Source organism: Vibrio sp. ArtGut-C1 (genome assembly GCF_002105475.1).
GTDB classification, from domain to species: domain Bacteria; phylum Pseudomonadota; class Gammaproteobacteria; order Enterobacterales; family Vibrionaceae; genus Vibrio; species Vibrio diabolicus.
Genome location: NZ_NCTH01000020.1, coordinates 62,208 through 77,916 on the forward strand (window position 1 = coordinate 62,208; position 15,709 = coordinate 77,916).

The 15,709-nt window shown below is 43.3% G+C and carries 35 protein-coding genes; 2 read left to right on the forward strand and 33 right to left on the reverse strand.

Annotation, left to right across the window (positions count from 1 at the left end; genetic code table 11):
* Positions 1-27: 27 nt before the first annotated feature.
* The 33 genes from B7360_RS16460 to B7360_RS16615 all read right to left on the reverse strand — a co-directional run bounded on the left by B7360_RS16460 (position 28) and on the right by B7360_RS16615 (position 14,019).
* Positions 28-450: a hypothetical protein gene (locus B7360_RS16460; RefSeq protein ID WP_062851462.1), complete on the reverse strand. Its 423-nt coding sequence runs from the start codon at positions 448-450 to the stop codon at positions 28-30.
* Positions 451-692: 242 nt separating this feature from the next.
* Complete coding sequence (locus B7360_RS16465) at positions 693-1,274, reverse strand: hypothetical protein (protein ID WP_020840900.1); 582 nt, start codon at positions 1,272-1,274, stop codon at positions 693-695.
* 187 nt (positions 1,275-1,461) lie between these two features.
* The gene (locus B7360_RS16470; protein ID WP_020840901.1) at positions 1,462-1,797 is read right to left on the reverse strand and encodes a type II toxin-antitoxin system RelE/ParE family toxin; all 336 of its coding nucleotides are present in this window, start codon (positions 1,795-1,797) and stop codon (positions 1,462-1,464) included.
* 12 nt (positions 1,798-1,809) lie between these two features.
* Positions 1,810-2,052 carry a type II toxin-antitoxin system Phd/YefM family antitoxin gene (locus B7360_RS16475; RefSeq protein WP_020840902.1) on the reverse strand — a complete coding sequence of 81 codons (243 nt, stop codon included), beginning with the start codon at positions 2,050-2,052 and terminating at the stop codon, positions 1,810-1,812.
* Positions 2,053-2,314: 262 nt separating this feature from the next.
* On the reverse strand, positions 2,315-2,812 hold the full coding sequence (locus tag B7360_RS16480; protein ID WP_085344022.1) for a hypothetical protein: 498 nt from the start codon (positions 2,810-2,812) through the stop codon (positions 2,315-2,317).
* A gap of 161 nt (positions 2,813-2,973) precedes the next feature.
* On the reverse strand, positions 2,974-3,333 hold the full coding sequence (locus B7360_RS16485) for an ASCH domain-containing protein (RefSeq protein WP_085344023.1): 360 nt from the start codon (positions 3,331-3,333) through the stop codon (positions 2,974-2,976).
* Entirely contained in the window at positions 3,323-3,559 is a 237-nt protein-coding gene (locus tag B7360_RS16490) for a hypothetical protein (protein WP_020840905.1), read from the reverse strand. Before B7360_RS16490 ends, B7360_RS16485 begins: the two co-directional genes overlap by 11 nt.
* A gap of 13 nt (positions 3,560-3,572) precedes the next feature.
* On the reverse strand, positions 3,573-3,809 hold the full coding sequence (locus B7360_RS16495; RefSeq protein ID WP_043043187.1) for a hypothetical protein: 237 nt from the start codon (positions 3,807-3,809) through the stop codon (positions 3,573-3,575).
* 71 nt (positions 3,810-3,880) lie between these two features.
* Positions 3,881-4,105, reverse strand: coding sequence for a hypothetical protein (locus B7360_RS25010; RefSeq protein ID WP_031820032.1), 225 nt, complete (start codon positions 4,103-4,105; stop codon positions 3,881-3,883).
* A 51-nt stretch (positions 4,106-4,156) separates the two neighbouring features.
* Positions 4,157-4,360 carry a hypothetical protein gene (locus B7360_RS16500; protein WP_020840908.1) on the reverse strand — a complete coding sequence of 68 codons (204 nt, stop codon included), beginning with the start codon at positions 4,358-4,360 and terminating at the stop codon, positions 4,157-4,159.
* Positions 4,357-4,614, reverse strand: a complete 258-nt coding sequence (locus tag B7360_RS16505) for a hypothetical protein (protein ID WP_031843983.1) — start codon at positions 4,612-4,614, stop codon at positions 4,357-4,359. The genes B7360_RS16500 and B7360_RS16505 overlap by 4 nt, the downstream gene beginning before the upstream one ends.
* Positions 4,611-5,285 carry a hypothetical protein gene (locus tag B7360_RS16510; RefSeq protein ID WP_021454705.1) on the reverse strand — a complete coding sequence of 225 codons (675 nt, stop codon included), beginning with the start codon at positions 5,283-5,285 and terminating at the stop codon, positions 4,611-4,613. Before B7360_RS16510 ends, B7360_RS16505 begins: the two co-directional genes overlap by 4 nt.
* Before the next feature lie 13 nt (positions 5,286-5,298).
* Entirely contained in the window at positions 5,299-5,559 is a 261-nt protein-coding gene (locus B7360_RS16515; RefSeq protein ID WP_020840911.1) for a hypothetical protein, read from the reverse strand.
* A 10-nt stretch (positions 5,560-5,569) separates the two neighbouring features.
* Complete coding sequence (locus B7360_RS16520; RefSeq protein ID WP_020840912.1) at positions 5,570-5,830, reverse strand: hypothetical protein; 261 nt, start codon at positions 5,828-5,830, stop codon at positions 5,570-5,572.
* A gap of 17 nt (positions 5,831-5,847) precedes the next feature.
* Positions 5,848-6,144 (reverse strand): hypothetical protein, encoded by a 297-nt coding sequence (locus tag B7360_RS16525; protein WP_053312767.1) that lies wholly within the window; start codon positions 6,142-6,144, stop codon positions 5,848-5,850.
* The gene (locus B7360_RS16530) at positions 6,141-6,419 is read right to left on the reverse strand and encodes a hypothetical protein (protein WP_020840914.1); all 279 of its coding nucleotides are present in this window, start codon (positions 6,417-6,419) and stop codon (positions 6,141-6,143) included. The genes B7360_RS16525 and B7360_RS16530 overlap by 4 nt, the downstream gene beginning before the upstream one ends.
* Before the next feature lie 137 nt (positions 6,420-6,556).
* Entirely contained in the window at positions 6,557-6,766 is a 210-nt protein-coding gene (locus tag B7360_RS16535) for a hypothetical protein (protein ID WP_020840915.1), read from the reverse strand.
* Positions 6,767-6,770: 4 nt separating this feature from the next.
* A complete protein-coding gene (locus B7360_RS16540) occupies positions 6,771-7,055 on the reverse strand; it encodes a hypothetical protein (RefSeq protein WP_020840916.1) in 285 nt (94 codons plus the stop codon).
* Positions 7,036-7,542 carry a hypothetical protein gene (locus B7360_RS16545; protein ID WP_020840917.1) on the reverse strand — a complete coding sequence of 169 codons (507 nt, stop codon included), beginning with the start codon at positions 7,540-7,542 and terminating at the stop codon, positions 7,036-7,038. Before B7360_RS16545 ends, B7360_RS16540 begins: the two co-directional genes overlap by 20 nt.
* Before the next feature lie 10 nt (positions 7,543-7,552).
* Positions 7,553-7,945 carry a hypothetical protein gene (locus tag B7360_RS16550; protein WP_020840918.1) on the reverse strand — a complete coding sequence of 131 codons (393 nt, stop codon included), beginning with the start codon at positions 7,943-7,945 and terminating at the stop codon, positions 7,553-7,555.
* Between the two features lie 104 nt (positions 7,946-8,049).
* Positions 8,050-8,478 carry a hypothetical protein gene (locus B7360_RS16555; protein WP_021822773.1) on the reverse strand — a complete coding sequence of 143 codons (429 nt, stop codon included), beginning with the start codon at positions 8,476-8,478 and terminating at the stop codon, positions 8,050-8,052.
* A 242-nt stretch (positions 8,479-8,720) separates the two neighbouring features.
* Entirely contained in the window at positions 8,721-9,017 is a 297-nt protein-coding gene (locus B7360_RS16565) for a hypothetical protein (protein ID WP_020840921.1), read from the reverse strand.
* 69 nt (positions 9,018-9,086) lie between these two features.
* Entirely contained in the window at positions 9,087-9,545 is a 459-nt protein-coding gene (locus B7360_RS16570) for a Ref family recombination enhancement nuclease (RefSeq protein WP_085344025.1), read from the reverse strand.
* Positions 9,546-9,622: 77 nt separating this feature from the next.
* Entirely contained in the window at positions 9,623-9,895 is a 273-nt protein-coding gene (locus B7360_RS16575) for a hypothetical protein (protein WP_020840923.1), read from the reverse strand.
* Between the two features lie 13 nt (positions 9,896-9,908).
* Positions 9,909-10,718, reverse strand: a complete 810-nt coding sequence (locus B7360_RS16580) for a BRO family protein (RefSeq protein ID WP_085344026.1) — start codon at positions 10,716-10,718, stop codon at positions 9,909-9,911.
* A 43-nt stretch (positions 10,719-10,761) separates the two neighbouring features.
* Positions 10,762-10,953 carry a hypothetical protein gene (locus tag B7360_RS16585; protein ID WP_020840925.1) on the reverse strand — a complete coding sequence of 64 codons (192 nt, stop codon included), beginning with the start codon at positions 10,951-10,953 and terminating at the stop codon, positions 10,762-10,764.
* Between the two features lie 2 nt (positions 10,954-10,955).
* A complete protein-coding gene (locus tag B7360_RS25015; RefSeq protein ID WP_020840926.1) occupies positions 10,956-11,105 on the reverse strand; it encodes a hypothetical protein in 150 nt (49 codons plus the stop codon).
* Positions 11,106-11,112: 7 nt separating this feature from the next.
* Positions 11,113-11,418: a DUF4406 domain-containing protein gene (locus B7360_RS16590; protein ID WP_020840927.1), complete on the reverse strand. Its 306-nt coding sequence runs from the start codon at positions 11,416-11,418 to the stop codon at positions 11,113-11,115.
* The gene (locus tag B7360_RS16595; RefSeq protein WP_021453894.1) at positions 11,415-11,816 is read right to left on the reverse strand and encodes a hypothetical protein; all 402 of its coding nucleotides are present in this window, start codon (positions 11,814-11,816) and stop codon (positions 11,415-11,417) included. Before B7360_RS16595 ends, B7360_RS16590 begins: the two co-directional genes overlap by 4 nt.
* Before the next feature lie 62 nt (positions 11,817-11,878).
* Complete coding sequence (locus B7360_RS16600; protein WP_020840929.1) at positions 11,879-12,244, reverse strand: hypothetical protein; 366 nt, start codon at positions 12,242-12,244, stop codon at positions 11,879-11,881.
* Positions 12,241-12,714, reverse strand: coding sequence for a hypothetical protein (locus tag B7360_RS16605; protein WP_139329159.1), 474 nt, complete (start codon positions 12,712-12,714; stop codon positions 12,241-12,243). Before B7360_RS16605 ends, B7360_RS16600 begins: the two co-directional genes overlap by 4 nt.
* Positions 12,671-13,630, reverse strand: coding sequence for a hypothetical protein (locus tag B7360_RS16610; RefSeq protein WP_085344027.1), 960 nt, complete (start codon positions 13,628-13,630; stop codon positions 12,671-12,673). The genes B7360_RS16605 and B7360_RS16610 overlap by 44 nt, the downstream gene beginning before the upstream one ends.
* A gap of 74 nt (positions 13,631-13,704) precedes the next feature.
* Positions 13,705-14,019, reverse strand: coding sequence for a hypothetical protein (locus tag B7360_RS16615; RefSeq protein WP_020840932.1), 315 nt, complete (start codon positions 14,017-14,019; stop codon positions 13,705-13,707).
* A 297-nt stretch (positions 14,020-14,316) separates the two neighbouring features.
* Here B7360_RS16615 and B7360_RS16620 point away from each other — a divergent pair, with 297 nt between their 5' ends.
* Positions 14,317-14,946, forward strand: coding sequence for a helix-turn-helix domain-containing protein (locus tag B7360_RS16620; RefSeq protein ID WP_229616101.1), 630 nt, complete (start codon positions 14,317-14,319; stop codon positions 14,944-14,946).
* A 322-nt stretch (positions 14,947-15,268) separates the two neighbouring features.
* Positions 15,269-15,697, forward strand: coding sequence for a hypothetical protein (locus B7360_RS16625; RefSeq protein WP_020840934.1), 429 nt, complete (start codon positions 15,269-15,271; stop codon positions 15,695-15,697).
* Positions 15,698-15,709: the final 12 nt, after the last annotated feature.

Here is a 15,709-nt window from a genome sequence, read left to right on the forward strand (position 1 = left end):
CGAGTGTTCAATTGCGCCAACATATTATCACTGTTCAGTGTTCATTGTTTTCGTTCGATGATAAAAGGCACGTTCTAACCAGCCTCTAAGCTGGCCTAAGTTGTCCGATGCAATCTCAATAACAATCCAGCCTAAAAGCTGCGCTTCGTTCATCTTCTCTCTGTCGTTTGCAAAGCCAACGCCGCGAGTATGACGCCCATTTGAATGAGTACCGCCGTGAACCTCCAAGGCAATCTTTAAGTCGGGCCAAGCGTAATCCATTCGCCATTTGCGAGTTGGATGAAATAGAACTTCAGTTTGATATGGTGGCAAGCCGATAAGGTTGCGCTGAACACGCGCATGTAGCTTCTGGTAAGCCTTGCTAATGTCCCTTTGCTGTTTGGTCGGTGTTTTGGCTTGGCTTTCGATAAAAGCCTTTCCTAAGTGTCTGACGGGGATATAAACGGCCATACCTGTTCTCACCTGTGAACTTTATGACACAAATGATAACAAAAAAGCCAGCTTTAAAGCTGGCTTGTTTAGTTTAAATATGCGTTCGAGGATTATTTTTTATCTTTAAATACGCCGCGTTTACGAGCGATGAATACACCCATAAAAAGAATGGCAAAGTATTCCACGATTATTAAGATGCAATTGAACATTTCTTGAGTTATTACTTCAGCGTTCATGCTAACAACCTCCCGAACAAACAATTACTCTACATCTACATGGTTCATGTGGAACTCAATCAGATATTCCTCATCTTCTTGGTAGAACTGCAAAGAGTAGTCTGAGCGTTCGATACATTTGAATTTGCTGTTCTCTTCCATATCCGGCGCGTAAAAGTCGTATTTCTTGTTTAGGAATGCTTTGACTCTTTCTTTACTAGAGAAGTAATTAGTATGCGTTGATAGCGGCTCACCTCGCTTAGTAGAAACGCGCACCACTTCATAGATAGTAATGCCTTGGCGGTATTCTGGACGCTCACACTCAAACACTTCTAGGCGGTTTTGCTTCCAAGCAAGGGCTTTGATTGCGTTACCCTTAACGGCTTCCAATGCTTCACGCGCTTCGTTCTCTGAATCCCAAGAACCACACCAGCAGTAAGCAATGTCTAAGCAATCTTGTTGGATTGGTGACGCTTCGTTGTAGAAGTTACAAACGGCCTTTGCAGTTGCCTCAACGCCAGATTTAGAAAGATTCATTAGTAGATTGCCTGTTTGCGCCACCAGCTCTTTAAGATCAGCAATAGCAGCAGTAGCAAGTTTGATTTGTTTTTCTTTTAAGTTGGTCATTTTGGTCATCCTCGTGTCGAAAGGTGCAATTTTGTTTGCATGTAAAATATAGCTCCGTTGTTTTCGTTTGTAAACAAAAAGACACGAACGAAAATAAAATATTTTTTGAGGATGATCAAAAAAGGCCGCTATTGCGACCTTTAGGCATAAAAAAACCGCCTCGAAAGGCGGCTTTTAATCATCAGTTTTATAAGAACCGGATGCAGTAGTCCACTAGGGTTTTCTGCAAATCTTGCTTATCACTAATCAAAACCATGGCGTAAACCGTATCTGTCGCATCGTCGTATTGATAGATAAGTTTGAACCCATCAAAACTAAACTGACGAAAGTGATACACTCCAAGCTGAGTTAGCTCATAACAAGCCGGATATATGGCCGGATTGCTCTCAACGTTCTGCTCGAACGTCTCAATCAAAGTTTCAATTCTCTCTACTACGCTAGTGGAATCATTCCATTGTGAGTAGTAGTCAATACGTTCTTCTGCTGTGTTAGCGAACGTTTCCGTATAAACAACATTGGCCATCTTATGGTCACCTTATGATTTCTTGGCGGCCAACCTCTCCTTAAACGAACTCGATGACATTGTGCGACCTTGGGCTACGTCCTTGCTACTGATAGTAACAAGCTTCATCAAGGCTACTGCTTGATCGCGCTTTAGTCGTTCTTCGTATGATTCCACCACATAAATCGGCTTGCCGTTTTGTGTGATCGTCATCGCTTCATCCAGTGGGAGATCGGCTGCATTTTTCTTTAAGTAGCTTACCGTCTCAGTGCGCATGGTTCTTCCTTCGGTATAAGGGCGAGTAAACCAGCTAAATTTAAAAATTAGTCTGGGGTCATTTGTTTGCGTTACTAACTATACACCAAAACCGAGATTAGTCCAAATTTAAACTAAATTTAGTTTACGCCCAACTCAAATTGTTCGATTAAGCGCTCTTTATGCTTATTAACCATAAAAATGACTACTTGAAAGTGTGTTGTAGGCAAAAAAAACACCGCCACAATGGACGGTGCTTTCAGTCATTTAACGTTTCGCTGGATTAGCTAATCTTCAAGGCTGCTCTTAGCTTGGAGAATGCTCGATCTCGCTGACCACTAAAATCAGCATATCCGACGGTCACTCTTGGAGTGTCGAAGTCTAGGGTGTTAATGTGAATTACGCACTTTTTAGTTCTACCAAATGGAATATCCTCTAGCTCAATGCTAGAAACGTCATCGTAATTAAAAACCTTTCCATGCTTTTTCGTTCCAGCAAATATTTTTTTGCTGGTGTTATCGATCACTAGACCATTATCAGCATACAGCGACACATATTCTGGATTAACACCTAAGCTAGCAGCGCGCTTTTTAAGGCGTGAATCCTCGTACTTTCCCAAATACCAGAGTGTTCCAATTGTGGTAATGATTGACGTAATGATAGCGCCCCAATAATTGAAATCGCCATCACTAGGGATGATATGACCTCCAGCCTGAAATGAATAATAAGCCACCACTGGCGCTATAACGAATAACGTTATGATGAATTTTATGAAAAACATTCGATTCTTACTCTTTGTTATTTAGAATTTTTATTGGCAATTGCCGCCCGAAATAGTATGCATTTATTTGCCGTCAATCAAGAAACTAATGTTACCTATCAATGCTCTTTCAAATAATTTGAGCCATATATGAAAGCACCGTCATGATTGACGGTGTTCTCTTATATGTTTACCCAAGTAACTGCCCCGTTCTTATGCTGGTACGGAACTGGCTCGATTCTATGTGCATTCTCAAGTACCCATGGATTGCACCACTTGAGTAGTTCCGGCATGGCGGCATAATCTACCTTGTGCTTATCGTAGGCCGCAATCAATTTGTCTTTTGACAATGGCCTTAGTGAGTCAGTTAAGTTCGCTAGGCCAACTATCAAGCCAGTGCCCTGTTCTATCAGGGCAATGGTGCCTCGAATGTTGGTACGTCGTGAACGCATTTCCCAAACCTTCAAGCCATCGAGAATCAAATTGATCCAAGGCCGTTTTATGATGAGTCCTTTACTCACCTCAACGCCGTTAATCAGCATGTTTCTCGCCTTCTTTCACAATCGAAGTGACAGCCGCACGAATACCTGTCTCTAGTGTTGCGTGATAAGTTTCTGCCAGCTTGTGAGCAACTAAAGAGGCCATGATTTCGTCGGAGCTTCCATCCACTTCAATACTTGCCATAACTGGCACACAAATAGAGTCAGTTGAGCAAACAACGCCTGTTTGGTTTGGCACCTGTTTAATTTCGATAATGATTTTAGCCATTGCCGTTACTCCTTTATTGCTCGTCGTCACCGATAAGTTTGAATCGTTTTAGTTCTGGATAAAAAGCTTCTGGTTCGTTGGTGATTGCACATAGCTCAACATGTTTCGCTTCTAGTCCCGTTTTACGTTCGAACGCCTCACGAATTAAAGTTAGCAAATCCATTTCATCCAATTGGACAACGCCGTGAACCTCATTGTTTGCAACTGTTGCGTCTTTCCAAACAATGAAAAGAAGATCGTTAAGTGTCATGGAGAACTCCTTTATTTAGATTCTGTTCAATAATGAAATACATGGCCGGAGCCGGTATGTGATATTTAGATTTAGTTGCAAGTGTCTGTAGTTAACTGCCAAAGGCCGTCATATTTAACCAATCCCTGCTTTCTTAACCGCTGCAATGACGAACTGATTTGCTTAACAGTAAACTCAAGTTCGCTTTGCTTTAGGAACGCCACAATGTGGGCCGATTGGGATTTGCCGCTTTCCAGTGCGTACATGGTGTAGTAATCAATGCACTGTCTTGGGTCTAAAATTAATCGTCTTGCCATGGATTACTGCCTGTTGTGGCTTACTCAAGCCGCCAGTGGCGGCGGCTTGTCTTAGGGTTTCAATGCGTTGTGAAGCGCTTCGCGGCTCTTGTGGAAACACGCACCGCCTATCAGCTTCATTGCTTTGCTTGTGTTCGTTGAGAAAAACACATCTATCTGATCGAGTTGGCTACTAGGTAAGTACGCTTGCCGTTGAGTCCACTCTTTGAAAGCATCCACCAGCGCATTTAACTCGTCTGGTGTCAGCGTTCTCATTTCTTTTTGCCCTTTTTGCGTTTCTTCTGTTGGTTCAACTTAACCATTTGCTGCACTTCAGGGCTGTCTACCGTGTACCACTGGCGGCGGCCATTAACGATCTTCGGTTTCAAAGGCGTTTTTGGTGGCTCCGGCTTGCGTTCCGGTTTTTGATCCGGTTCGCTTGGCTGGCGACTTTCCGCTTTCGGCGTCTTGTCTCGAAATAAAGCGCCACCAATTGCGGCGAATACTTTGCCGAAAAAACCTTTTTTCATGCTGTCTCCTTGAATGGTTTTTTAATTAGTGAATCTCTAAACAATTTGATTAAGTTGATTAACTCGTTTGGCGTTTGAGGCTTCTCAACACCAATTAGATTGAGTAGTTGCTGGTAATACTTACTTTGGCCCCGTTTTAGGTGAACAAGCGCCGCTTCCATCGTCACTTTGATATTGTTCGACTCGATCACCGATAAGCGAGAAACAACGTGGTCACAGTCAGAAATGAATCGAGTTATTTCATCAACAATTTGAGCCTTTAGCTTTTCTGCGTCGTCGTTCTTTGGCTGTACTTCATTACGAAATAGGCTAAAAACTTGCTTCTCATCAGTAGACTGGCGGCGTTGGTGCGATTCAACCATTGATAGAAGTTGCTCTGTCACGTTGTACGCTTCAGTTATCCGGTCTATTTCGTGCTGTAGAACTTGGATTACTGCGTTAACCTCGTTCTGCTTTAGCGGATCAATCGAGTGACGAATAGTGTTGCAAGTCTTAACCCATGCAGCAGATGAAACGTGTAGCTGAGATAGCTCGATAGTTCTTGCGAACACCGATGACTTTGACCTACCGCGCATAGCTTCAAATGTGCGGATCATTTCCATAAAGTCTTGCTTATCTCGTGTTAGGTTTTTAATGAGCTTGTTGTACTGACACTTAACTAAATCATTCATAGAACACACAACCTTATTGCTTGTTACCTTTGTGAAAGATGATTTCTTTAATGAAACTTATCGCTTGCTCTGGCGAGTCAAACAGGAACGGGCCGCTGTTATCTCCTAGCCATATCCATTTGTTTTCGGTCAATTCGCCCTTACACATCACTCGATGGGTTTTTGTCGGCTTTCCTTTGCTAAAAACGAAGTCCCAAAATAATGAATATTTAAAAGTGAGTCCTTCAATATCTGCGGCAATCTTCGCGTTTTCGCGCATCTTGGCACTTAACATCATGCCCTCCTTAGTGAATGCGAGTTTCTTGTTTCGCTTTCTCTAGATGGCGCAATGCTTCGCTCCAAGTGGCTGAGTTGCGTGCCTTAATAACCGCAACCTTAGCGCGTTGGGCGTTTGGAAGTTCAGAAATCAGATCGGTTATCTGATCACATGCCAGGTTAAACTCGTGAGTTTTGTATAACGAAAAGCTCAATAGCTCCGCATCTTCAAAATCACTAATTAGGTCGGTGATCCGCTTGTTCGCGGCTTGAATGGTTTGTTGGTTCATGGTCTGGTTCCCTTGTGTTACTTAAACAAATGGCCGCACATGATTGCTGTCAGAATCATTCGACGCGATGCAGCGTTAACGCCGTGGTCTATCATCACTTTCGAATGGTTTGTGAGTACGTGGTCTAAAACGTTCTTCACAAATAGCTCTTGCATTTGCAGCCTTTGCCGAGTTGCTTTTTTGGCTTTCTCTTTTGCTTTGGTTTCGTAGTGATTGACGTAAACACTCAACACTACGTAAAGAACAACTGTTTGCGGCACAGATAGGTATCCGTTGCAATTAAGTATCCACTCGATGATACTTGTTGCCGTCATTGTTCAAAATTCGCCTCGTTCGCTTTCTCCCATTCGTTAACGATGAAATTAAGAGTCTGATTAAGCTCATCGTCACCGTTAACTTGCCATGCACTAACTTGCGTCGTTAATGCCGCTAACCCTTTTTGAGAGAGTCGAGTACCTTCTGGCAAATCCAAGTCGTTAAACTTAACCAACTTAATGATCTTTTGTGGTTGAGCACCTTCACTAACCCACACGCCATAAGGCTTAGTAGTGATTGCCTCTAAGCGTTTTAGCATCTTGAAAGTGAGCATTGTTAGCCCTCAATAGTCCGTCTTGTTTGAGATAAAAATATAAACTCGTAATTCTCGTTTGTAAACAAAAATTATCGCTCGAAAACACAATTTCTACTAAAGCATAAAAAAGCCCCCATATTTGGAGGCTGATATCACTATCGTTCCAACATGGAAAGTTTGTTTTCGATATCTTTGGCAATGACTTGCAGCTTGCTAGAAAGCCGTGATCGAATGATGCACATAAGAATCTGCTTATCTTTTTTGTACCAAGTGTAAAGCGTATTACGGCCTCGCCCCGACTCGTCCTCAAGGTCGGCAACTGTTAAACCAAACTGCTTTAAATACTCTGCTAGATCGTATCCCATAGGCTCACACCGTCTTTAGATGCTCATTACACTCTTTAATAACGTCCACCAGCTTATCTATCGTTAAAGAGCTGGCCGAACGCCCCTCAAATTCAGCAAATAACTCATGCAATACCATGCACTTTGTTTGCTGCTTTAGAAACTTTGCTTCGTCTAGCATTCGGGTAAGGCGCTTGATTGCCTCTGCTTTGCGAATAACTAACTGAACCGCGCTTAACTTAGGCGCACTCAAATAACCGATCACGGCACCTAAATCGCGCTCTAATTGCTTAATCTCGCTCACGCTCATCGGTTTTTGCCTCTTCTTCGATATATTCCGAAACAGTCTCGTTAAAGAACACCGTGAAATCCGCACGAAAATCACTAGGAACGTCGCAACCAAGCTCCATAACGTATTCGCAAGCTTCCGAGAACTTAGGACAATCTGGATACATCAGAATGATTTTAGCCAGTTCAAAACACGTAATTTCTGCGTTTTTTTGACTGACGGCATGATTAACAAGCGATTGCCAAGCAATGTGATTCATCACTGAGTAATTGCAAAACTGCGGCTTAGTTTGAATGGCCGCTTTAACTAGAGTCGGCAACGTTCCGGTGCGCTCTGCAATTACATTCGCCAGAATGGTTTTCATTGATTCGCAATTTAAGTCAAACCATAGAGCATCAAGTTCCGCTTGGTCGCTGTAGGCTAGTTGGACGTAAGCGCTTGCAAATTCTGGATTATCAAAACCAAGTACGTCTTGGAAAACAATGGTCGCTGCGTCAATGGTATTCACTACTTTCTCCTTAGCTGTCTTGCTTACTAACTTCGCCTAGTTCGGCCTCTTCCGGTGTAACTGCGTCGATAACAGTTATCTGGCCGGACTCTTCAAGCAACTTGCTTAGTCGGGCCACTTCTTCTTGTAGTTCTTTGATTTGGCTTTCTTGTTGCTTGGTTCTGAGTAGGTAGTAATTCGAGTTAGCAATACCAAAAGAAATGTTTTCCATAACGATGTTCGATACATCCTCATGGTCATGTAGAAGAGCCAAGGCTTTAGCCGCTGCTAAGGAACAAAGCTCACTAACGCTAACAGGTTGCAGCGTGTTGGCTTCCATCTGTTTCAGTAGTGATCTTGATTTCGAAAGAATCCCCTCGGCTAGTAGCTGTTCTTGCGTTGACAGTACAATCTCGCGTGTCATAGCTGGATATTTCCTCGTTGTTCTCGTAGATAGTGACAGACTTGTACGAACCGACTAGCTTGGCTAGCCGGATCATAAACTCATCAAGGTTTAAGCGTTTCGCATCAGTGAATACGATTTGACGGGCTTGAAGTAATTCGGATCTTTTCTGCTCCGTCGTCTTTTGATTCGTCGCTTTCATTGTGGTGTTCAGAATCCTTGCATTGGCAATCTTCACAATCGCACTCTGTAAGTTTCACGCTGCTCAAATCCACACCTGCCATCTTTGCAAGAGCAATAGCTGTTACCTTTGGAAGAAGTTGAGGCATAAGCTCTTTGATCACCTCGTTCAAAGCACAACCGATGTGATCAGCGAGATTATTGTTAACCGTAGGAAACTGTTCGTGTTTAATGCCTAGACCTACTCTTTCATCATCCTGAATCTCTGGATTAATGGTTAAGGCGATTTTAAAACCGTCCCTTTGCACAAACTCTTCAAGAAAGTTCATTAGTTCTGGTCGTGTTTTGCTGTTTAGCACTTTTTGGTCGGTCATTTGTTCATACCTATTTGTTGAATTAGCCACAAAGGGCTTAGAAGAAAGCCGCTCGTCATAAGCAGCGTTCCAATCAAAAAAATTATGGTCGATGTCTTATTTGTTAGCTTTCGATTCATATAATCATAGAACGACAACACCGAAATCATAAAAAGAGCGTGACCAACAGAGAAGATCACGAATCCAAACAAAACAACAATCAAGCCTATTTTCCCCTGTGTTTTGTCTGGCAATACCTTGCGTCACTTTGTGTTGCGCCATTGTGCCATAGCAACAATTTCTTTTGTTGGCGCTAGCTGGTGGCGGCCAAATGGGATTTTGTTTTGTCGCATTATCTCGATGACTTTAGGAACTAAGTGGATACTTAGCCCTACTACTCGGTAATGCTCAATCTGTGGAATTGCTCGGCCTAGCTCGAACGCTAGGTACTCAACTGCATCTTGTTCTGAGCAATGTCTATGGATAGAAAGGAGACGAATAGCTGCGTTAAATCCTATTGCCGCGATTTCATCTCTCGGTGAAATTTTGTTTTTGGTCATGTCAGTCATACCTTGCAATATTCATTGAACAAAAATAATTGTATCCGTTCGATGATTATACAAACAAACCTAAATATTGGAATTTATGTTTTCAAAAATGTTGCGTTGCTTCGCGTCCTCTCGCACCAACTCTTCAAAGCTCCATATTCCGGTAAGCTCTCCAATCTGATCGAGCGCTTCTAGTGGCAATTTAGACCACGCATATTCCACCAGCTCTAAATCTGTACCAACCTTGTTGAAGAATAATTGCTTGCGACTACCTAGCGGATCGTGTCGTACTGGTTCGCCTTCTGGTATTGAGTTGCCGCCAGTTGCGCCTCGATGGTGAACGGGACAAAGGCCATAACCAAAAAAGTGAGCTAGTGGCTTAACCGCACCTTTCTCACTCGAATGATGAAACTCAACGTATTCCAACGGTTCAGGCCAATCATTCGGGTGACCAAGCTTATCGCAAGCTATACAGCCACAACGTTGAATCACGGCCTGTCCATAGATCTGTTCTGCCTTTGTCGGTTTGCGACCTTTCATTGCTCTTCTCCTGTTTTCTAGGCACAAAAAAAGCGCTGCATTCACTGAATGCAACGCTCTAACTCAAAAGCGATACTCTAAAGCGTCACTGTTAACGCCTCGGCTTGTTCTTTTAGATCTTCAATCATGGCTCTTGGATAGGAACCAAGCTCCTGAATGTTGATAGGTAGTAACGTATCTGCGTCAACTCCTAAGTGATCGGCTATAGCGGCCATTATTTTCTTAGTTGAGTAAGGCTTCATTCTCTGGCTCAAAGCCACTTGCTGATAGCCAGCTTGCGCAAACACGCCTTTTTTGTAGTAGTGATAAGTGATCAGGTAGTAGGTTAATACTTGGTTCGGATTACTCATCTAGTGCGTTCCCCTAAATAACTGCTAATGTCTCTTGGTATTTTTTGAATAGTTCTAACACTCGCCCTTTGGCCGCAAATCGCCCTAACTGTCCACCAGCAAACCATAATCCGGTATCTGATAGTGAGAGAAGTTGAATTTCTTTCTTGAGCGCGGCTTTAAAGTCCTCAATGAGCACCATCTTAGTGAGAACGGGGAACGTCCCACAATTCACTGTGATTGGTCTAGTTGGAACGTCATAAGCTTCCACTAGCTCTTTAGCCTTTTGATTGGATAGCCCGTAGTGAATACCCAAACCGGAAACAATCGCATATCCAGCCGGAATAAAATTGCGCTCTAACTCGTCAATTCGTCGATGAGCGTCGTTGGCCGTTTCTATGGCCTGTTTGGTCTGCTTCTCCTGTTCAACTAGAGCCTTTGCTTGCTCAAGTAACCATTCCGCGCTTGTTCGCGGCTGTTCGGTCAATGAATAGGAGCCATGCTTTCGAATGTTTGGTAACACTTCGTGAGTGATCCAACGCTGAAACGGCTTACCCTTTGGCGCTTGGCTGGAAAGAATCAAGTCATACATACCAGCCTCGTTTATTACCGTAAGCCGTTGATTTAACTCTAACGTCGAGCAGCTCGACGTTGGAAATTCGGCCATTAATTGCTTTAGCGGCTTCTTATCTTGTTCTGAAACATACCGATTAACCGCATCACGAGCGTTCACAAGGCCAAGCATTGCGCCGACCTCGTTCCCGATAAACCAAGGATCGTTATCCATATCAATGATGACGGTCAGATCCCCAAAAATAGGTTTGTTGAATTTGGTTATGTTCATCAACGTAATTCCTTAAAACATGGTTCTTTTGGTCATACCCTGCTTACACGCGAACACGCACTATTGGCTTAACTTCAGTCATGCAATGAATATCAATAGAGTCGCCTTGCGGCGGCTCATAACACACGACTTTGAAATCATTCGGATCTACTGGCTTTTTAGGTCTAATGAATTGGCTATATCTCTTTCCGTTAAGCTTGAAATCGTACTGATAAGGCAAGTCTCGTAATTTCATGCCTACCTCACCAACTTGAGTGATTTCAATCTCGCAACGATTACGCTAGCCAGAAAGTAAATCATCACCGTAAATTCGATGCCGAACTTAGCCAGCATGTAGATCGCTAGTGCGCCGTGTATCGCTACTAGAACGGTTTCACTAAAACGCATAACTCACCTAGAAACGAAAACGATGCTTGATTTGTTGAATGTTGTGGAACACTGGCAAGTGGAGCTTCTTTGCGTAAGCAACTTCAGCGAATGCGCCAACGCTAGTTTTCCAGTTCGGCAAGCAATAAATCGCGTCAACTTCACGAATCATTGCCATTGCTATATCCATGTACCCTTGTTCGCTTAATCCTTCTGGCAACATCAGTGTGTGAACGGGAACGTGACCGATGCACTGAATCTTTAGGGCTGCGCGTTTAAATTGCGCTTCGCTATCAGGCACATCGGTAACGCCACCAGCGATATAAATCTTCATCCCTTAATGCTCTCCATTTCGCGTCTAAGGGCGTTGATTTTTAGCTCAATACGCTCAATTTCTTCGGTACTGGACTCTTTAGTGATTTGATGTTGCAGCTCCGAGATCTCGCGTGGGATCTCTCCTACTCGCCATAGATAAAAATCAAGCTTTTCGATTTTCTTATGTCGGATAGCTTCTAGCTGGTCTTTGTCTACGAGCTGGTAGATCTGCGCTAGCATGATTTCAACGTCAGCAATTTCTTCCATCACTTCAGTGATCGAGCCTTTGCCTTGTCGAAAGTGGTGGTACAGGGCAACGGCCAATTCATTTAGCTCTGAAATGGCTTGTTCAACTTGGCGTCTGCGCCCCATTGTTAACAATACTTGGCAAGCTTTTTGGTCTGGCAATTTGGTCATTGATTGTTACCTTGTGTTTTGTTTCGAAAACAAATATATGATCGAAATTTACGTTTGTAAATTTAACAGGCCGAAAATTTAGATTCTTCTTTTGCGCGGTGAAGAGCCTCTAAAGCAACATCAAACGCTTCAATTTCCATTCGCCCGTATGAGCTACACGTATTGCCGATCATGCTAGCCATGCCAGCTAGTGTTTTTAAGTCCTGTTCTAAGTTCTCACTCAATACTTTGAAGTCTCTTTGCTTCGCTAGCTTGTGAAGGCGAGATACGCTCAAGAATGCGTTGCTGGTGGCTTCTAGGTAATTCACTAGCGCTTTAGCAAACTCCTGATCCATTGCTGGCACATCGTTGTTGATTGCGATTTCTTCAAAGCCGTACTCGTGCATTTTGGCGATCAAAATCTTCATTTGCTGCTTGATATCGTTCATCGTTTCATGGCCCTTAGTTGGTCAATTCGATCAGAAAACTCGTGTCGTTCTCCTGAACGTCGATACTCTTCTCGAACCTTGTCACTTACCGAAACTCGACTGTGTACTGGTAGCGCTTTTAGCTCATCCTCTGCAAGTCTCAAGCGGCCAGCTCGTTCTTTAGCGTCTGCATCCCGTAGATACTTGATGAAAAGTTCTAACTCTTCACCAGCTCTAGCTCGTTTTAAATCCCAATCACAATTTTGTGCTACCCATTTCTCGGCTCTCCCCATTGGCGCACGATTCAAAAATCGGTCATAGGCTTCGCGGTATTCCGCTTCGGTTCGCTGGTTAATCTGAGTCATCAACTCACCAAGCGATGGAGGGAAGCGGTTGCCGTTGGATAGTCGGTCAAAGCAGATCGCTAGTATCCGGTTAAGTTGCAAATCATTCAGGGTCGAAAGGAAGTTTCCCCATGCCGTAGTAATCACTGCGCCATTCATCGTTACCCATGTTTTGCCGTACATTTCCGTTAGCGTGTCCCATAGGGCTGTTAGCTTGGGATTCAATCCATTGGCGCTGTTGTTGTACTCGTGCAAATTTGATGGCTGGCGATTGGTTTGGGTAAATCCGCAACCATTCAGGGAAGATTGACTGATCGGCATTCTCGCCATAACCGATTCCATTGATTTCAAATTTCTGTCCATTGTCGATACCTCTTAGATTCGTGTCGTTAAGCAATTCATCTGTCCAGCGTTCGTACTTGATGTAACGTTCTGGATGTAAGCGATCAAAACCTTGTTGCTGTGCTGCATTGCGTCGCTTTACGTCTTCAGCGAGCATTCGTGCAAACTCGTAAGGCTCGGCCTTTAGGCGCTTGATAGCTCGCTTAAACTCATTGAATGCTTGAATCTTCCCAACCTTTCTCATTCCGGCAGTCCAGAAAATTGCAAACGCATCAGAAAGCAATTGGTCTGAATCGTCAGATTCGGACGAAGTCTTTAGATCAGTATTTAGTTTAAGATCAGTATTTAGTAGTGTCGTATTAGCCGGATCTGGCTTTTCCGTAATACGGCTTTCACGGATTAGGCTTTTTGGATAGTCACTCACTTCATACCAGGTTGAACCGTCAGCCTCTTTGTGGCGAAGGCAAAAGCCACGCTCAATAAGCTCTTTTAGTATTACGTAAACACCATCACGCCCCGTTTTCTTCATGGTTCCGGTGGTTACTTTCTCTAAGTGGGACACTTTAACTTCCCAATCATCAGGTTTTGACAACAAGTAACTAAGCAATCCCATAGCTTGAAAACTCAAACAATGGTCTGCATAAACCTCGTTGCAAATCATGGTGAAGTTGCGACTTGCACGTTTACGCTTGATCGTTGCGTTCTTATTTGGTTGTGCCATATAATTACCTCGTCACAGCACTAACATTTGGTGCAAACTTAAAGACCGCCGCCTCACACGGCGGTTTTTTTTACTTAAAATTCACTATTTGTTCGAATGTCTTTGTAGATAGAACTTGCGCGTTCAGCCTGTTCTTCTTCGTTGTATTCGTCTTTAGGTTCAGTCAAACCACACTTTTCAACTAACGCTTGTCTGAGTGATTCAAGTTTCTCGACTGGCACTCCCAATGCGTTGCTGAGTTCATCGACATCTTTCCACCAGTTGAAACTTGTCGCGCTCAAAACGCAGTAAGCTCCTAACTCTTCAAGCGTCAAACCACGCTTAAAAATCATCGTTGGAACGACAGCCATGTTGTTTAGAACGAAAAAGCGATTTTCAGGAATGTTCATGGTTACCTCTCAATGTGCTTTGGTTGAGCGTGGCGACACTGAGCTATTAGCGCCACAAGTGGGTGGCTGATAGGAAATAGCTCCCACGCTCACCAAAACACACTTTTAGGTTATCTACTGTTGAGTGCCGTCAACATTCGATGACTTCAATCATTGATCGCAAACAAAAGGGTTGTCAAATAAAAAATTTTCGACCAATAATCGACCAAAAAAAAGAATTGGTTTATACTTGGTGTGTGAATTTCACATACATATACAAGCGTAATATTTAAACATCAAACAGGGGGCATTATGTCTATGTCTGTGCTTGCTCGGAACATTGAGCAGAGGAAACGGGATTTAAACATAACCAAAAGCATCGACTTGGCAAAGAGATCTGGTGTAAGTCGAGCGGTGTTAACCAACATCAAATTGAATCCAGAAAAAAGTATCATGCTTGATTCGGCTATCAGGCTAGCAGATGCCCTCGATTGCCGTCTTGAGTGGTTAGCTACTGGTGAAGGTTCGCCAACGGCTGATGAATACAAAGAGCTTTCTCGCATTGAACTAGGTGCTCCCCTAGTATCATTAAACTCGTTCGTTGACGTTGACCCAGATGAGTTTTTAAAAACAGGCGTTTCAGAGCGCACTCAACGATTCCCTTGCCCTAGTGGAAACTCAAAGAGTCAATTCGTTGTAAAGGTGAATGACCAAATCAAAAACTATCCTGCTGGTGGCTACTTGTACTTTGACATTGATAAATCACCTGTGTCTGGTCAATTGGTTGTAGCAAACACTGGTAACAACGTGGAGATCATGGAATACCAATCCGCACACGGTAGGCAGTTTTTGAAATCCATGAATGAAGAGTTACCTCTTGAATTGCGTCTTGTAGAAATCACTGGTCAGAAATTAATTGGCACTTTCGCTGCGTATGCGATATTCTAATTTTTGGTGATAGATATCACTCACAATCAGCTTTTAAAAGGATTTCCCTCGCTATGCGAGGGTTTTTTTGTCTAAAATCCCAAATCAATCAAAAGCGAAAACAATAATTTCATTTCTTACCGTTTTCGATCACTTCCAACATTTTCATCGTTAAGCTAATCTTTGCATCGTTCGGAAACAAACGAGCAAAAATAAAACCGCCCATTTCTGAGCGGCTTTATTCACAAGGTATGACCAGACCATTTAATGGTATGACCGTGTTGAAGCGGCGACCAAACCGCTGCAACGCCGTCATAGTATCACAAAAGATAAGTGAGTAAACATGACTATTGACGAAGCAAAAATGACTGGCGAAGGAACTGCCAAAAAAGACCCTCAAATGGAACGTGTGACTAACTTCCCTGAGTTTATCGAGCGTGTAGAGGCTGGCTCGATTGCTAACGTTCTTGGTTTAGCCACATCCAACGTGGCGCTAGCCGTATCTAACTCCGGTAAAGCTGGCGAGATCATCTTAAAGCTAAAACTTTCACCAGCATCTAAAACCGACCCGTCGATTATGAATGTAACCACGGCGATCACGGTTAAAGAACCGAAAGTAAATTACGGCTCGAAAGTCGAAGACTTCAAATATGAAACCGTGGCGTTTGCTGGCTTCGGTGGCAAGTTGAGTTATGACCGCCCAGCCGTTGGCGTCCACAACCAGCTAGAAATTCCGGCTGGCATTAGCAAACTAAGCGTTGGTAAATACTAAGGAGTAAAGAAG

Excerpts from the sequence above, each read along its gene's own strand:
- B7360_RS16485 (WP_085344023.1), bottom strand. The coding sequence starts at position 3,333 with ATGCTGATTAACGGCGTTGAGGTGAGTAAAGGACTCATCATAAAACGG.
- B7360_RS16550 (WP_020840918.1), bottom strand. The coding sequence starts at position 7,945 with ATGACACGCGAGATTGTACTGTCAACGCAAGAACAGCTACTAGCCGAG.
- B7360_RS16555 (WP_021822773.1), bottom strand. The coding sequence starts at position 8,478 with ATGACCGACCAAAAAGTGCTAAACAGCAAAACACGACCAGAACTAATG.
- B7360_RS16535 (WP_020840915.1), bottom strand. The coding sequence starts at position 6,766 with ATGGGATACGATCTAGCAGAGTATTTAAAGCAGTTTGGTTTAACAGTT.
- B7360_RS16590 (WP_020840927.1), bottom strand. The coding sequence starts at position 11,418 with ATGAAGATTTATATCGCTGGTGGCGTTACCGATGTGCCTGATAGCGAA.
- B7360_RS16565 (WP_020840921.1), bottom strand. The coding sequence starts at position 9,017 with ATGACCAAAAACAAAATTTCACCGAGAGATGAAATCGCGGCAATAGGA.
- B7360_RS25015 (WP_020840926.1), bottom strand. The coding sequence starts at position 11,105 with ATGCGTTTTAGTGAAACCGTTCTAGTAGCGATACACGGCGCACTAGCG.
- B7360_RS16595 (WP_021453894.1), bottom strand. The coding sequence starts at position 11,816 with ATGACCAAATTGCCAGACCAAAAAGCTTGCCAAGTATTGTTAACAATG.
- B7360_RS16480 (WP_085344022.1), bottom strand. The coding sequence starts at position 2,812 with ATGTTTTTCATAAAATTCATCATAACGTTATTCGTTATAGCGCCAGTG.
- B7360_RS16465 (WP_020840900.1), bottom strand. The coding sequence starts at position 1,274 with ATGACCAACTTAAAAGAAAAACAAATCAAACTTGCTACTGCTGCTATT.
- B7360_RS16505 (WP_031843983.1), bottom strand. The coding sequence starts at position 4,614 with ATGAAAAAAGGTTTTTTCGGCAAAGTATTCGCCGCAATTGGTGGCGCT.
- B7360_RS16510 (WP_021454705.1), bottom strand. The coding sequence starts at position 5,285 with ATGAATGATTTAGTTAAGTGTCAGTACAACAAGCTCATTAAAAACCTA.
- B7360_RS16600 (WP_020840929.1), bottom strand. The coding sequence starts at position 12,244 with ATGAACGATATCAAGCAGCAAATGAAGATTTTGATCGCCAAAATGCAC.
- B7360_RS25010 (WP_031820032.1), bottom strand. The coding sequence starts at position 4,105 with ATGGCAAGACGATTAATTTTAGACCCAAGACAGTGCATTGATTACTAC.
- B7360_RS16540 (WP_020840916.1), bottom strand. The coding sequence starts at position 7,055 with ATGAGCGTGAGCGAGATTAAGCAATTAGAGCGCGATTTAGGTGCCGTG.
- B7360_RS16585 (WP_020840925.1), bottom strand. The coding sequence starts at position 10,953 with ATGAAATTACGAGACTTGCCTTATCAGTACGATTTCAAGCTTAACGGA.
- B7360_RS16620 (WP_229616101.1), top strand. The coding sequence starts at position 14,317 with ATGTCTGTGCTTGCTCGGAACATTGAGCAGAGGAAACGGGATTTAAAC.
- B7360_RS16475 (WP_020840902.1), bottom strand. The coding sequence starts at position 2,052 with ATGCGCACTGAGACGGTAAGCTACTTAAAGAAAAATGCAGCCGATCTC.
- B7360_RS16500 (WP_020840908.1), bottom strand. The coding sequence starts at position 4,360 with ATGAGAACGCTGACACCAGACGAGTTAAATGCGCTGGTGGATGCTTTC.
- B7360_RS16490 (WP_020840905.1), bottom strand. The coding sequence starts at position 3,559 with ATGGCTAAAATCATTATCGAAATTAAACAGGTGCCAAACCAAACAGGC.
- B7360_RS16615 (WP_020840932.1), bottom strand. The coding sequence starts at position 14,019 with ATGAACATTCCTGAAAATCGCTTTTTCGTTCTAAACAACATGGCTGTC.
- B7360_RS16470 (WP_020840901.1), bottom strand. The coding sequence starts at position 1,797 with ATGGCCAATGTTGTTTATACGGAAACGTTCGCTAACACAGCAGAAGAA.
- B7360_RS16580 (WP_085344026.1), bottom strand. The coding sequence starts at position 10,718 with ATGAACATAACCAAATTCAACAAACCTATTTTTGGGGATCTGACCGTC.
- B7360_RS16575 (WP_020840923.1), bottom strand. The coding sequence starts at position 9,895 with ATGAGTAATCCGAACCAAGTATTAACCTACTACCTGATCACTTATCAC.
- B7360_RS16570 (WP_085344025.1), bottom strand. The coding sequence starts at position 9,545 with ATGAAAGGTCGCAAACCGACAAAGGCAGAACAGATCTATGGACAGGCC.
- B7360_RS16625 (WP_020840934.1), top strand. The coding sequence starts at position 15,269 with ATGACTATTGACGAAGCAAAAATGACTGGCGAAGGAACTGCCAAAAAA.
- B7360_RS16610 (WP_085344027.1), bottom strand. The coding sequence starts at position 13,630 with ATGGCACAACCAAATAAGAACGCAACGATCAAGCGTAAACGTGCAAGT.
- B7360_RS16495 (WP_043043187.1), bottom strand. The coding sequence starts at position 3,809 with ATGACACTTAACGATCTTCTTTTCATTGTTTGGAAAGACGCAACAGTT.
- B7360_RS16460 (WP_062851462.1), bottom strand. The coding sequence starts at position 450 with ATGGCCGTTTATATCCCCGTCAGACACTTAGGAAAGGCTTTTATCGAA.
- B7360_RS16520 (WP_020840912.1), bottom strand. The coding sequence starts at position 5,830 with ATGAACCAACAAACCATTCAAGCCGCGAACAAGCGGATCACCGACCTA.
- B7360_RS16530 (WP_020840914.1), bottom strand. The coding sequence starts at position 6,419 with ATGCTCACTTTCAAGATGCTAAAACGCTTAGAGGCAATCACTACTAAG.
- B7360_RS16525 (WP_053312767.1), bottom strand. The coding sequence starts at position 6,144 with ATGACGGCAACAAGTATCATCGAGTGGATACTTAATTGCAACGGATAC.
- B7360_RS16515 (WP_020840911.1), bottom strand. The coding sequence starts at position 5,559 with ATGTTAAGTGCCAAGATGCGCGAAAACGCGAAGATTGCCGCAGATATT.